Source organism: Sphingobium sp. WTD-1 (genome assembly GCF_030128825.1).
Taxonomy (GTDB): Bacteria; Pseudomonadota; Alphaproteobacteria; order Sphingomonadales; family Sphingomonadaceae; genus Sphingobium.
This window is the reverse complement of record NZ_CP119127.1, coordinates 1,488,003-1,501,226: the sequence shown is the minus strand read 5'-3', so window position 1 is coordinate 1,501,226 and position 13,224 is coordinate 1,488,003. Positions and strand designations below refer to the sequence as shown.

Sequence of the window (13,224 nt, the reverse complement as noted above, 5' to 3'; positions counted from 1 at the left end):
GGGCCGCGCGCATGAGCCACAAGATCCTGGTGGTGGAGGATGATGCCGCCACCGCCGCCTATATCGTCAAGGGCATGACCGAGGCGGGCTTTACCGTCGATCAGGCCGACAATGGCCGCGACGGCCTGTTCCTCGCCAGCGACGGCAGCTATGGCGCGATCATCCTCGACCGGATGATGCCGACGATGGACGGCATGGCGGTATTGAAGGCGCTGCGTGCCGCCAGTATCGAAACGCCGGTCATCTTCCTGTCCGCGCTCGGCACGCCCGAGGATCGGGTCGAGGGCCTCACCAGCGGCTCCGACGATTATCTGACCAAGCCCTTCGCCTTTGCCGAACTGCTGGCGCGCGTCCAGTTGCTGTTGCGCAAGGCCGGCGGCAATGCCGCAGTGGTCACCAGCCTGCGCTATGACGATCTCGACATGGACCTGCTCGCCCGCCGGGTGAAGCGCGCCGGCAAGGCGATCGACCTGCAACCGCGCGAATTTCGCCTGCTCGAATTCTTCCTGCGCCACCCCGACCAGGTCGTCACCCGCACCATGTTGCTGGAAGGCGTGTGGGACTATCATTTCGACCCCGGCACCAATGTGATCGACGTGCATATCAGCCGCCTGCGCCGCAAGCTGGACGATGTATCGGACCGACCGCTGCTGCACACCGTGCGCGGCATGGGCTATCGCCTGGGCCTCGATGGCTGAGGTTGAGGCGCGGGCTGGAGTTGCGACCGGTTGGCGCGGCTTTGCCCGGTCGACCATCGGCCGCTTCGTCGGGCTCGCCTTCCTCTGCCAGTTCCTGGTGACCGGCGGCGTGCTGCTGTTCGTGCAGCAGGCGAGCCAGCGCACCGTCGTCGCCGCCGACCGCGATGCCGTCCATGACCTGCGCGACGAATTGTTGCGGGTGGCGCGGGAGCGCGGCGCGGCCGGCCTCCGGCAGGATATCGAACGGCGCCTGCCCACGGTGCGCAGCGAGCGCATCGTGCTGTTGCTGACCGATGCGCAGGGCCGGATCGTCGCGGGCAATCTGGGTGCCTGGCCGACGACTATAACCGACAATACCCCCTGGCGCACGATCGAGCTGTATCGCATCGGCGGCGAACAGCCCGAGCCGATCGGCGTCAGCACGTCCCGCCTGCCCGATGGCGGCCGCCTGCTCGCCGGCATCGTCACGTCCCACAGCCTGCAACTGACCCGCATCTATGAGGAGGCGCTGACCATCGCCTTCCTGATGAGCCTGCTGCTCACCCTCATCATCGCCATCCTGCTCGGCCGGGTGCTGACGCGCCAGATCTCCGCGATCGCCGACACCGCCAATGCGGTCGCGGTCGGCGCCTTCCATCGCCGGGTCGCCACCGACGGCAGCGGCGACGCCTTCGATCGGCTGGGCCTGTCGATCAACGCCATGCTGGAGCGGATCGACGCGCTGGTCAGCCAGTTGCGGATGATGACCGACGGCTTGGCCCATGACCTCAAATCGCCCGTTACCCGCCTGCTCTCGGTGGTGGAGCTGGCGAGCACCCAGACCCGCGACGACCAGGCGCTCGATGCGCTGGAAAAGGTCCATCGCGAGGCGCAGACGCTGCAGGGGATGCTCTCGACCGCCCTGCTCATCAGCCGCACAGAGGCAGGCTTTGGCAGCGACCGGATGCGCGACACGGCGATCGCCGAACTGCTGGAGGATCTGGCCGAAGTCTACGGCCCGCTGATCGAGGATAGCGGCTTCACCCTCCATGTCGCGGCCCCCGCCGGCCTCGCCTTCCCGCTCCACCGCGAACTGGTGAGCCAGGCGATCGCCAATCTGATCGAGAATGCGCTGAAATATGCCGAGGGCGGCGATCGTATCGCGCTTGAAGCCGCGATGGAGGGCGACGCGCTCACCATCGGCGTCAGCGACAATGGGCCGGGCATTCCCGCCGACCAGCATGAGGCGGCGATGAAACGCTTCGGCCGACTCGACCCGTCGCGCACCAAGCCCGGATCGGGACTGGGCCTGTCGCTGGTCGAGGCCGTGGCACGGCTCCATCATGGCGCGCTGCAGCTGGGCGATGCCGCCCCTGGCCTGCGCGCGACATTGCGCCTGCGCCGCCCCGCCTGAGCGGCGCCCGATTTTCCAGCGATTTTAAGGGAAAAGGCACATCCCGGCCGACAACGTAGCGCGTGCAGTCGCCGGCCATCGACCGGGATGAAGCATTGCCACCCTTTTGGAGAGGGGAGTGACAACGTTGTCCTGCGCATTAGCGCGTAGCCGCAGGGGTTGCAACAGCGATTTGCCACGGCTGGTCTCAGGACATGAAAAAAGCCGCCAAGCCCTTGCAGGCCGGCGGCTTATTTTCTGTCGGTGGCTTGTATCAGCCGCCGTAAAGATTGGTCGGCAGGCCCTTCACGCCACATTCCACCTCGAAAAAGGCGCCGTCATAGTCGGATTCGGGCAGGCCGATCGCGGCCGAGCTGACGAACATGCGATCGAGATCGGGACCAGCGAAGGTGATGTTGGTCACTTGCTTCGCTGGCAGTTCGATCGCCCGGTCCAGCTTGCCCTCGGGCGAGAAGCGGCTGATCCGCGAACCGCCCCAATGCGCCACCCACAAATAGCCTTCGGCATCCACCGTCATGCCATCGGGATGGCCATCGGCTTGGGTGAAGGTGATGAAGGGCTGGCGATCGTGAATCGCTCCGTCCGCGCCGCGGCGGAAGCGATACATGATCCGGCGGCCGGTATCGCTGTGATAGAGATAGTCGCCACAGGCCGAGAAGGCCGGGCCATTGGGCACGCGATAGCCATCATCCATGACCGTGACCGAACCGTCGGGATCGAGGCGATAGAGCGCGCCGACATCCTGCCCTTCGGCCATGTCCATCGTGCCGCACCAGATGCGGCCATCCTTGTCCGCCTTGCCATCGTTCATGCGATTGCCGGGTAGATGCGGTTCGGGATCATGGATCGGCGTGATCGCCAGCGGGTCCAGCGTGAAGTTGGCAAAGCCACTCTGGAAACCGCCGATGAAGCCGCCCTGCGCCCGCTCGGCCACCCAGCCGAGCGGTTCGGGCATGGCCCAGCGCGACACCTGGCCATCGTCGAGCGACAGCCGGTTGAGCGCCGGGGCCAGGATATCGACCCAATAGACCGCATTTTCACGGGCGGACCAGAGCGTCCCCTCCCCCAGCGTGTCGCGGATCTCGCCGCGTTCGATCTTGCGCCAGGCGGTCATGTCAGCGCTTCACCGACAGGCGATAGACCATCTGGTGATGATAGGGCTTGCCCGGATCGACCCGTGCCGAAACGAAGCTCGGCTGGTTGGGCGAGTCGGGGAATTTCTGCGGTTCCAGCGCGATGCCGTCGCCCATGCGATACACATGCTGGTTCTTGCCGATGAAGGTGCCGTCCAGGAAATTGCCGGTATAGAATTGGACGCCCGGCTCCGTGGTCAGCACTTCGAGCACGCGGCCCGATGCCGGATCTTCCAGACGCGCGGCCAGGCCCGGCGTCTTGGTCAGTCCCTTGTCGAGCGCGAAATTATGGTCATAGCCGCGGCCCGCAATGATCTGCGCATCATGGCCATCGCGGATGCCGTCCGCGACGCGGCGACCATTGCGGAAGTCGAACACGCCGCCGTCCACCGGCTTCAGTTCGCCGGTCGGGATCAGATTGGCATCGACCGGGGTATAGGCCTTGGCCGGGATCGTCAGCACATGGCCGAGCGCGCCGTCGGTCGAGCCTTCGCCGCCCAGGTCGAAGATCGCATGGTTGGTCATGTTGACGATGGTCGGCTTGTCGGTCTTCGCGTCGAACGCGATGCCCAGATTGCCGCTCTCGTCCAGCGTATAGGTGACGGTGACGTCCAGCTTGCCGGGATAGCCCGAATCGCCATCGGGGCTGACCAGCGACAGCACCAGCGTCGCGACCGGGCCACTCTTGACCGACACAACCTTCCACACCTGCTTGTCGAAGCCCTTGCCGCCGCCATGCAGCGAATTGACCTTGTCGTTGAGCGGCAACTGATAGGCCTTGCCGTCGAGGCTGAACTTGCCGCCGGCGATGCGGTTGGCATAGCGGCCCACGGTCACGCCGAAGAAGTTGGGATGGTCGACATAGCCGGCCAGATCGTCATAGCCCAGCAGCACGTCGGCGTTCTTGCCGTCCTTGTCCGGGCCGGACAGCGACTGGAGCGTCGCGCCATAGCTCAGGATCTTGGCCGACACGCCCTGGCTGTTGCTCAGCGTGATCGTCTCGATCGCGGTGCCGTCGGCCAGCTTGCCGGCCGGAGCGCGGCTGGCATCCGCCGCCATCGCCGTGCCGCTTGCGAGCGATAGGGCCAGTGCGTATGACAGCGCTGTTTTCAAATCGACGACCTTTCGCATGGACTTCCTCTCGTGAAACCTACGCCCATTGACGGGCGGTTACGGGGGATATACTCCGACAAAATAAGCGGACGCAACCCTAGATCGGTCTCGTCAGCTAGTGGAACTGCACTGGAGAAGGATGAATGGCAGGACCGATTTCCTCAGGCGCTGCGCCGGTCGCAACGCATAACCCCGGCACGCGTTATGGGCCCGCGCTCGCGCTGCTGGCCAGCCTCTTCTTCATGTGGGGCTTCATCACCGTCATCAACAACACGCTGCTGCCGCATCTGCGCAGTGTGTTCGAGCTGAGCTACACCCAGACGACCTTGATCGAATCGGTCTGGTTCATCGCCTATTTCGTCGCGTCGATTCCCTCGGCCAAGCTGATCGAACGGGTCGGCTATCAGAAGTCGATGGTGATCGGCCTGCTGATCATGGCCGCGGGTTCGCTGGGCATGACGGTCGCAGCCTCCATCCCCTCCTATGGCGTGACGCTGGTCATGCTGTTCGTGATCGCCAGCGGCATCACCCTGCTGCAGGTCGCCGCCAACCCCTATGTCGCGGTCGTCGGCAAGCCCGAAACCGCCTCCTCGCGCCTCAACCTCGTTCAGGCGATGAACTCTATGGGGACTTGGCTCGCTCCATTGTTCGGCGGCTATCTGATCCTCGGTCGGTCGAAGGGCGGTACCGCGCAGGGCGAAGTCGTCCTGACCCAGGCCGAACGCCTGGCAGACGCCCAATCGGTGGTCCTGCCCTATGCGATCGTCGCCGTCATTCTGGCGGTACTGGCGATAATCATTGCCCGCTTCCCCCTGCCCGCCATGGGTGGCGCGACATCGCGTCTGGCCAAGGAAGAGCGCAAGAAGCATTCACTGTGGAAGCATCGCAATCTGGTGTTCGGCATCCCGGCGATCTTCATCTATCTGATCGCGGAAATCGGCGTCGCCAACCTGTTCGTCAATTTCGTCAGCCAGCCCACCATCGCCAACCTGTCTCATGCTCAGGCTTCCAATTATCTGTCGCTGCTGTGGGGCGGCATGATGGTCGGCCGCTTCGCCGGCTCGGCGATCATGCAGAAGTTCGATGCGGGCCATGTCCTCGCTGCCTTCTCGATCGGCGCCTTCATCGTGATGATGGTCACCGTCTTCACCACCGGCCCGGTCGCCATGTGGTCGCTGATCCTGGTCGGCCTGTTCCACTCGATCATGTTCCCGACCATCTTCACCCTGGGCATCAAGGGCCTTGGCCCGCTGACCGAAGAAGGCTCGGGCCTGCTGGTGATGGCGATCGCCGGTGGCGCACTGGTCGTGGTGCAGGGCTGGATGGCCGACCATTATGGCCTGCAGACCAGCTTCCTGCTGACCGCCGCCTGCGAACTCTATGTCCTCTTCTACGCCCTGTGGGGATCGAAGACGACGCAGGCGCTGCCGGAGCCGGAACTGCACTAAGCGTCAGGCTTGAACCCAAACAGAAAAGGCCGGGGTGGATCGCCACCCCGGCCTTTTTCTTTGACTTGTTTTGCTAGGCGCCTACGGCGCTGCCGCACCAGCCCACACCCCCACCCGGCCTCCCATCAGGATACCGTGTCTGGGCGGCTGGGTGGGGGTGCGGGCCGGTGCGGTTCTTAAGAATGCGCTCTTCCGCGCATTTTTCGACACCCCCCTCAGCGCCCCATCGTGCTCGCCGTATCCTCCAGCGCCAGGTCGACCAGCACGCCCATCGCCTCGGCCGCCGCGACCGGATCGCCGGCCGCGATCGCGTCATAGACGCGGACATGGTCGGGAATCGGATTGCGCGGCAGGGCGCGGGCGCGCTGCTTGAACTGGGTGGTCCAGTTGACCGCCGCGCCAATGCTGGCAGTCAGCGTCAGCAAGGCATCATTGCGCGTCGCGTTCAGGATCGCATTGTGGAAATCGCGGTCGGCCGCGCGCCCCGCTTCGGTCGCCAGCGTATGGCGGCGCATCGCGGTCAGCGCATCCTTCATGATGCGCAGATCCTCCTTGTCGCGCCGCATCGCCGCCAGCCGCGCCGCTGCCGGCTCGACGATGGCGCGCAGCTCAAACAGGTCGCGCACGAACTGGATGTCGGGTTCGCCGGCGAAGGCCCAGGCCAGCACTTCGGGGTCCAGCAGGTTCCAGCGATTGCGCGGCAGCACGCGGGTGCCCGCCTTGGGCCGGCTTTCCACCAACCCCTTGGCGGTCAGCACCTGGATCGCCTCGCGATAGGCGCTGCGCGATACTTCCAGTTCCTCGGCAAAGGCGACTTCGCCCGACAGCGTGTCGCCGGGCTGATATTGGCCGGACAAGATGGCCATGCCCAGCTTGTGCGCAATCGCGCCATGCAGCCGGCGACCGGGACCGCGCGTCGGCTTGGCCACCCCTCCGCCATTGTCCGCCCCTGCCCCATTTTCAGGCGGCTTCCCCTGTTCCATTCATGCTCCTCTCGGCCCGCCCCTCATCAGGCATGGCTCTTCTTAAAAGACAATCATTGCCATTACCATCTTCCTGTAATATGTCGGAGTAATTGAGGGATGGAAAGGGAAAAGGCGGCCGCCATTCGGCTGATTGCCCGACCTTTCCAGGCAGCGCGTCAGCTTGGCGCAAAGCGGGATTGTCTAGCCAATACCAGCGCCACGGAGCGGCGCGCGGGAGGAGAGTTTTTCATGACATTGCGTCTGTTGCAGCACCGCGCCGAAAACGGCGTCCGGTCCGTGATCGCGGCCGAAGGTGACACCGCCCATTTCGTTCCCGGTTTCGACAGCATCCGCGCGCTCGCGCTGCATGCCATCGACCGCAAGATCAGCCTGGCCGAAGCGGTCGCCGCTGCGGGCAAGGGGGATGCTGTCAACATCGCCGTCGCTTTCGAGGCCGGCGAACTGCTCGCCCCGATCGACCATGAGGATGGCGCCCATATCCAGCTGACCGGCACCGGCCTCACCCATCTCGGCTCGGCCGAAGGTCGCGACAAGATGCACCGCGAAGCAGCCGCTGCCGAAAAGCAGACCGATTCGATGCGCATGTTCCTGGAAGGGCTGGAAGGCGGCAAGCCCGCCGCCGGCCAGACCGGCCAGCAGCCCGAATGGTTCTACAAGGGCGACGGCTCGCAGCTCGTCGGCCCGACCGATCCGCTGACCATGCCCGCCTTTGCCAAGGACGGCGGCGAGGAACCGGAAATCGCCGGCATCTACATCATCGGCCCCGACGGCATGCCCTATCGCCTCGGCCTCGCGCTCGCCAACGAGTTCAGCGACCATGTGACCGAGCGCCACAATTATCTGTGGCTCGCCCATTCCAAGCTGCGCCAGGCCTCGCTTGGCCCGGAACTGCTGGTCGGCACCCCGCCCGAGCATATCGAGGGCACCAGCCGCATCCTGCGCGACGGCCGGACCATCTGGGAAAAGCCGTTCCTGTCGGGCGAAGGCAATATGTCGCACAGCTTCGCCAATCTGGAACATCATCATTTCAAATATGACCTGTTCCGCCGCCCCGGCGACGTCCATGTCCATTTCTTCGGCACCGCCACCCTGTCCTTCAGCGACGGCGTGCAGACGCAGGAAGGCGACGTGTTCGAAATCATCGCCGCGCCCTTCACCCTGCCGGTGCGCAATGCGCTCAAGCGCGCCGAACCTGTCGAAGTGACCGTACAGGCACTCTGAAGCGATGGACCCGATCCGCATCGCGATCATCGGCATCGGCAAGATTGCACGCGACCAGCATGTCCCCGCCATCCGTGGGAACAGCGCGTTCAGTCTTGCCGCGACGGTCAGCCCGCATGATGCCGGGCTGGACGGCGTGCCGCACCATGCCAGTCTGGACGAATTGCTGGAACAGGGCCCGGCCGTCGATGCGGTCGCGCTCTGCACCCCGCCCCAGGTCCGTTACGACCTGGCGGCGCAGGCCCTGGCCAAGGGCATCCATGTCTTCCTGGAAAAGCCGCCCGGCGCGACCCTGGCCGAAGTGGCCGCGCTCAGCGCCCGTGCCGACAAGGTCGGGGCCAGCCTGTTCGCGGCCTGGCATTCGCGCTTTGCCGCCGGCGTCGCCCCGGCCCGCGCGTGGCTTGCCGAGCGGCGGATCGACAAGGTGTCGATCATCTGGCGTGAAGATGTCCGCGTCTGGCATCCGGGCCAGGCCTGGATCTGGCAGCCCGGCGGCCTGGGCGTTTTCGATCCCGGCATCAACGCCCTGTCGATCGCGACCCATATCCTGCCGCGCCCCTTCTTCCTAAAGGACGCGACCCTGACGCTGCCGGAAAACCGCGCTGCGCCGATCGCCGCCGACATGCTGTTCCGTGACACCGCCGGCGCCGAAATCCACATGGATCTCGACTGGCGCCAGACCGGCCCGCAAAGCTGGGACATCATCGTCGAGACCGATGCCGGCCCCTTGAAGCTCAGCCATGGCGGCGCCGTGCTGTCGCTGCCCAGCGGCACCGAACATGGCGAGGATATCGAATATGCCGGCCTCTACAGCCGCTTCGCCACATTGATCCGCGGCGGCCGCAGCGATGTCGATACCGACCCGCTGCGCCTGGTTGCCGACGCCTTCCTGCGCGGCAAGCGGGAAACCACCGACGCATTTCACGACTGACATTCGAGAGGAGAGAGGAATGTTGAAAGCCCTGCGCCGTACCACGGCCGCGCTGCTGCTGTGCGCCACCGCGCTCGCCCCGGCCGCGCATGCCCAGACCGGCGGCAAGCCGACGACGGCGACGATCCACGCCGACCAGCCCGGCGCCGTCTATGACAAGCGCGTCTTCACCCAGTTTGCCGAGCATCTGGGCAATGGCATCTATGGCGGCCTGTGGGTCGGCAACGACAAGTCCATCCCCAACACCAACGGCTTCCGCAACGACGTCGTCGCCGCACTGCGCAACCTGTCGGTGCCGGTGATCCGCTGGCCCGGCGGCTGCTTCGCCGACGAATATCACTGGCGTGAAGGCATCGGCCCCAAGAAGGACCGCCCGGTCAAGGTCAACACCCATTGGGGCGGCGTGACCGAACCGAACACCGTCGGCACGCACGAATTTTTCGAGCTGCTGCGCCAGGTCGGCGCCGAAGCTTATATCGCCGGCAATGTCGGCAATGGCACGCCGCAGGAAATGGCCGAATGGGTCGAATATATGACCGCGCCCGCCGGCAGCCTTGCCGAACTGCGCGCCAAGAACGGCCATAAGGAACCCTGGGCCGTTCCCTATTTCGGCATCGGCAACGAGCTGTGGGGCTGCGGTGGCAACATGCGCCCCGAATTCGCCGCCGACGAAACCCGTCGCTACGCCACCTTCGTCAAGGCGCCTGCCGGCACCAAGATCATGAAGGTCGCCGCCGGCGCCAATGTCGACGACTATAACTGGACCGAAACCATGATGCGCGTCGCGGGCGACAAGCTCGATGGCGTCTCGCTCCATTATTATGTCCACCCCGCCGGTGGCTGGCCGCCGCGCGCTCCCGCCGTCGATTTCGACGAAAATGGCTGGGCCGACGCGCTCAACGGCGCGATGCACATGGACGAGCTGATCACCAAGCACAGCGCGATCATGGACAAATATGATCCCAAGAAGCGCGTCTTCCTGGCGGTCGACGAATGGGGCGCCTGGTATGCCCAGGATCCGGGCACGCATCCCGGCTTCCTGCGCCAGCAGAACACGCTGCGCGACGCGCTGATCGCCTCGATCCATCTCGACATCTTCGCCAAGCATGCCGACCGCGTCCGCATGACGGCGATCGCGCAGATGGTGAACGTGCTGCAGGCGATGATCCTGACCGACGGCAAGAAGATGGTGCTGACGCCCACCTATCATGTCTTCGAGATGTACAAGCCCTGGCAGGACGCCACCGTGCTGCCGATCGACATCCAGACGCCCTGGTATGCGAAGGATCAGTACACCATGCCGGCGGTCAGCGGCTCGGCGGTCAAGGGCAAGGACGGCAAGGTTCATGTCGGCCTGTCGAACCTCGACCCGAACCAGACCAACACCGTCACCGTGAAGCTCGACGGCCTGAGCGCCGCCAGCGTCACCGGCCGCATCCTGACGGCGTCGGCGATCAATTCGCATAATACGTTCGACGCGCCCGAAACCGTCAAGCCCGTCGCCTTCACCGGCGCACAGGTCAGCGGCGGCACGCTGACCGTCGCGCTGCCGCCCAAGTCGGTGGTCGTGCTCGAACTGCAATAAGGCTTTTCGCCAACTGGGCGGGCGGCTCCTCAGAGGCTGCCCGCCCATTTTTCGTTTTCGATAATTTGGGGAGAGGCCGGCAGATGCGGCAGACCATCATCACCCTGGCAAGCCTTGCCCTGCTGGCCGGCAGCGCGATCGCCCAGACGCCGGCTACGCCAACCGAGCAGCCCGCAACCACGCTCAACGATCGTCTGACCGGCGACCTCGTCCCCACTCATGATCCGGTCATCATCCGCGAAGGCGGCACCTATCATGTCTTCAGCACCGGTCATGGCGACCGGCTGATCGAGACGCGGACCTCGCCGGACCTCATCCACTGGACCGCCGGCAAGCCGGTATTCACTGTCCTGCCCGACTGGGCCAAGCAGGCGATCCCCGGCAGCAACGGCATTTGGGCGCCCGACATATCCTATGTGAACGGCCGCTACCGCCTCTATTATTCGGTCTCGACCTTCGGATCGAACCGCTCGGCGATCGGCCTTGCCACCAGCGCGACGCTGGACCCGAAGGCGAAGAATTTCGGCTGGCGCGACGAGGGGCTGGTCGTCATGTCGACCAAGGAGGATGATTATAACGCAATTGACCCCAATTTCATCATCGACCGCGATGGCCGCCACTGGCTAAGCCTCGGCAGCTTCTGGACCGGGATCAAGCTGTTCGAGCTGGATCCCAGGACCGGCAAGCCCAAGGATCCCAAGGCCAAGCCCTATTCGATCGCGCGTCGCCCGGCCCCCGCCGGCGGCCCGGCTCCGGTGGAGGCCCCCTTCATCGTCGACCATGGCGGCTATTATTGGCTGATGGTCAGCTATGACTATTGCTGCAAGGGCGTTAACAGCACCTATTACACCGTTATCGGCCGTTCGAAGGCGATCACCGGCCCCTATCTGGGCAAGGACGGCAGCCCGCTGATGGAAGGCGGCGGCAGCATCTTCCTGCGCGCCGACCTGCAGGAACAGCAGCGTTTCCGTGGCCCCGGCCATGCCGGCTGGCTGCATGACAAGGATGGCAAGGACTATGTCGTCTACCATGCCTATGACAAGCAAGCGAACGGCGCCCCCACCCTGCGCATCGCCCCGGTGCGCTGGGGGGCTGACGGCTGGCCCGTTGCCGATTATTGATCCAATTGTCTGACTAGAGTCACTGATCCGATTGCATCGGCTCGCTCCTCTAGGATTTTGGTTTGTCGCGTTTTCCGAGCCATCGGGTGATCCCACCCGATTGGAAAACGCTCCATCGCCGCGTCCCGCCGCGGCATCAGGAGAGAGAAGAATGAATTTCGCCCTGTCCCGCCGTGGCTTCCTTGCCAGCACAGCCGCCTTGTCGGCCGCGCCGATCGCCGCCCGTGCCGGCGCCGCCACCCCGGCCATAGCCGCCCCGGTTCCGGTCAATCCGCTGGTCAAGCAGCGCGCCGACGCGCAGGTCTTCCAGCACGATGACGGCTATTATTACATGACCGGATCGGTGCCCGAATATGACCGGCTGGTGCTGCGCCGTTCCAAGACGCTGGCCGGCCTTGCCACGGCCGAGGAAGCCGTGCTGTGGCGCCATGAGGCGAGCGGCCCACGCTCCGGCTTCATCTGGGCGCCCGAACTCCACCAGATCGACGGCAAATGGTATATGTATTTCGCTGCCGGCCCGAGCGGCGGCGGCGACGACGTGTTCCGCATCCGCACCTATGCCGTGGTGTGCGACGGCGCCGATCCGATGACCGGCAAATGGAGCGTGCTGGGTGAGTTCCAGGCCCCCTGGGACAGTTTCAACCTCGATTCCACCAGCTTCGTCCACAAGGGCGTGCGCTATTTCGCCTGGGCCCAGAAGGAACCGGGCATCAATACCAACAGCAATCTCTACATCGCCAAGCTCGAATCCCCGCTGAAGCTGGCCGGCAAGGCGACCCGCCTGACCGTGCCCACGCTCGACTGGGAAGTGCGCGGCTACAAGGTGGCCGAAGCCCCCGCCGTCCTGCATCGCAACGGCCGCCTGTTCATGACCTATTCGGCCAGCGCCACCGACGCGCGCTATTGCCTGGGCATGCTGACCGCGGACGAGAATGCCGACCTGCTCGACCCCAAGAGCTGGACCAAGTCGCCCCAGCCGGTATTCAAGACCTGCACCGAAACCAGCGTCTATGGCCCCGGCCACAACAGCTTCACCGTGGACGAGAAGGGCCGCGACATCCTCGTCTATCATGGCCGCGACTATGAGGCGATCCAGGGCGACCCGCTGTTCAACCCCGACCGTCACACCCGCGTCCAGCGCCTCTATTTCCAGGCCGACGGCACCCCGGACTTCGGCGTGCCCGTGGGCAATGGCGCCATGCCGGAACGGTTCGTCTCGGCTGCCGATCCCAAGGCGCTGCTGGCCCATCAGGGCACCGACCTGATCGCGGGCAACCCCGCGCTCGCCCAGACCCAGTTCCGCCAGTCGCCCGGCCGCGCCGGCGCGAAGAGCGTGATGCTCTCCCCGATCCTGCTGCCCGACCATTATCTGGTCGCGGCCAAGGACGGCACGGTCAGCCTGATGAAGGATGATCGCAGCGCCGATTTCGCGCTGCGCAGCCAGTTCGTCCGGTTCGAGGATGCGGCCCAGGGCACGGTGCGCTTCGCGACCATCGCCGTCGCCGGCAAGCATCTCGCCGCGATCGACGGCCACATCGGCCTTGCGCGCAGCAAGGATCCGCGCACGCAATGGTACGCCGACTGACCGCGACTCG

Annotated in this window: 11 protein-coding genes; 8 read left to right on the top strand and 3 right to left on the bottom strand. The window is 65.1% G+C overall.

All coding sequences use genetic code 11. The features are described from left to right. The first annotated feature begins 11 nt into the window (after positions 1-11). Positions 12-698 (top strand): winged helix-turn-helix domain-containing protein, encoded by a 687-nt coding sequence (locus tag N6H05_RS07400; RefSeq protein ID WP_284113325.1) that lies wholly within the window; start codon positions 12-14, stop codon positions 696-698. Next, complete coding sequence (locus N6H05_RS07395; protein ID WP_284113324.1) at positions 691-2,091, top strand: sensor histidine kinase; 1,401 nt, start codon at positions 691-693, stop codon at positions 2,089-2,091. Before N6H05_RS07400 ends, N6H05_RS07395 begins: the two co-directional genes overlap by 8 nt. 253 nt (positions 2,092-2,344) lie before the next feature. Here N6H05_RS07395 and N6H05_RS07390 read toward each other — a convergent pair whose 3' ends face one another. Together N6H05_RS07390 and N6H05_RS07385 are read right to left on the bottom strand one after the other, a co-directional pair. Beyond that, positions 2,345-3,205 (bottom strand): SMP-30/gluconolactonase/LRE family protein, encoded by an 861-nt coding sequence (locus N6H05_RS07390; protein ID WP_284113322.1) that lies wholly within the window; start codon positions 3,203-3,205, stop codon positions 2,345-2,347. A gap of 1 nt (position 3,206) precedes the next feature. Then, the gene (locus N6H05_RS07385) at positions 3,207-4,355 is read right to left on the bottom strand and encodes an aldose epimerase family protein (protein WP_072893765.1); all 1,149 of its coding nucleotides are present in this window, start codon (positions 4,353-4,355) and stop codon (positions 3,207-3,209) included. Between the two features lie 125 nt (positions 4,356-4,480). Here N6H05_RS07385 and N6H05_RS07380 point away from each other — a divergent pair, with 125 nt between their 5' ends. Next, on the top strand, positions 4,481-5,785 hold the full coding sequence (locus N6H05_RS07380; RefSeq protein ID WP_284113321.1) for a sugar MFS transporter: 1,305 nt from the start codon (positions 4,481-4,483) through the stop codon (positions 5,783-5,785). A 215-nt stretch (positions 5,786-6,000) separates the two neighbouring features. On the opposite strand, the gene N6H05_RS07375 is transcribed toward N6H05_RS07380, so the two are convergent. Further along, positions 6,001-6,768, bottom strand: a complete 768-nt coding sequence (locus N6H05_RS07375; RefSeq protein WP_284113320.1) for a FadR/GntR family transcriptional regulator — start codon at positions 6,766-6,768, stop codon at positions 6,001-6,003. A gap of 231 nt (positions 6,769-6,999) precedes the next feature. On the opposite strand from N6H05_RS07375, the gene araD1 reads away from it, so the two are divergent. The 5 genes from araD1 to N6H05_RS07350 all read left to right on the top strand — a co-directional run bounded on the left by araD1 (position 7,000) and on the right by N6H05_RS07350 (position 13,214). After that, positions 7,000-7,992 carry an AraD1 family protein gene (gene araD1 / locus N6H05_RS07370; RefSeq protein WP_284113319.1) on the top strand — a complete coding sequence of 331 codons (993 nt, stop codon included), beginning with the start codon at positions 7,000-7,002 and terminating at the stop codon, positions 7,990-7,992. Positions 7,993-7,996: 4 nt separating this feature from the next. Further along, positions 7,997-8,923: a Gfo/Idh/MocA family protein gene (locus N6H05_RS07365; protein WP_284113318.1), complete on the top strand. Its 927-nt coding sequence runs from the start codon at positions 7,997-7,999 to the stop codon at positions 8,921-8,923. A 19-nt stretch (positions 8,924-8,942) separates the two neighbouring features. Further along, a complete protein-coding gene (locus tag N6H05_RS07360; protein WP_284113317.1) occupies positions 8,943-10,508 on the top strand; it encodes an alpha-N-arabinofuranosidase in 1,566 nt (521 codons plus the stop codon). Between the two features lie 83 nt (positions 10,509-10,591). Further along, on the top strand, positions 10,592-11,629 hold the full coding sequence (locus N6H05_RS07355) for an arabinan endo-1,5-alpha-L-arabinosidase (RefSeq protein ID WP_284113316.1): 1,038 nt from the start codon (positions 10,592-10,594) through the stop codon (positions 11,627-11,629). 151 nt (positions 11,630-11,780) lie between these two features. After that, positions 11,781-13,214, top strand: a complete 1,434-nt coding sequence (locus N6H05_RS07350; RefSeq protein ID WP_284113314.1) for a glycoside hydrolase family 43 protein — start codon at positions 11,781-11,783, stop codon at positions 13,212-13,214. Positions 13,215-13,224: the final 10 nt, after the last annotated feature.

Excerpts from the sequence above, each read along its gene's own strand:
- N6H05_RS07400 (WP_284113325.1), top strand. The coding sequence starts at position 12 with ATGAGCCACAAGATCCTGGTGGTGGAGGATGATGCCGCCACCGCCGCC.
- N6H05_RS07395 (WP_284113324.1), top strand. The coding sequence starts at position 691 with ATGGCTGAGGTTGAGGCGCGGGCTGGAGTTGCGACCGGTTGGCGCGGC.
- N6H05_RS07390 (WP_284113322.1), bottom strand. The coding sequence starts at position 3,205 with ATGACCGCCTGGCGCAAGATCGAACGCGGCGAGATCCGCGACACGCTG.
- N6H05_RS07385 (WP_072893765.1), bottom strand. The coding sequence starts at position 4,355 with ATGCGAAAGGTCGTCGATTTGAAAACAGCGCTGTCATACGCACTGGCC.
- N6H05_RS07380 (WP_284113321.1), top strand. The coding sequence starts at position 4,481 with ATGGCAGGACCGATTTCCTCAGGCGCTGCGCCGGTCGCAACGCATAAC.
- N6H05_RS07375 (WP_284113320.1), bottom strand. The coding sequence starts at position 6,768 with ATGGAACAGGGGAAGCCGCCTGAAAATGGGGCAGGGGCGGACAATGGC.
- araD1 (WP_284113319.1), top strand. The coding sequence starts at position 7,000 with ATGACATTGCGTCTGTTGCAGCACCGCGCCGAAAACGGCGTCCGGTCC.
- N6H05_RS07365 (WP_284113318.1), top strand. The coding sequence starts at position 7,997 with ATGGACCCGATCCGCATCGCGATCATCGGCATCGGCAAGATTGCACGC.
- N6H05_RS07360 (WP_284113317.1), top strand. The coding sequence starts at position 8,943 with ATGTTGAAAGCCCTGCGCCGTACCACGGCCGCGCTGCTGCTGTGCGCC.
- N6H05_RS07355 (WP_284113316.1), top strand. The coding sequence starts at position 10,592 with ATGCGGCAGACCATCATCACCCTGGCAAGCCTTGCCCTGCTGGCCGGC.
- N6H05_RS07350 (WP_284113314.1), top strand. The coding sequence starts at position 11,781 with ATGAATTTCGCCCTGTCCCGCCGTGGCTTCCTTGCCAGCACAGCCGCC.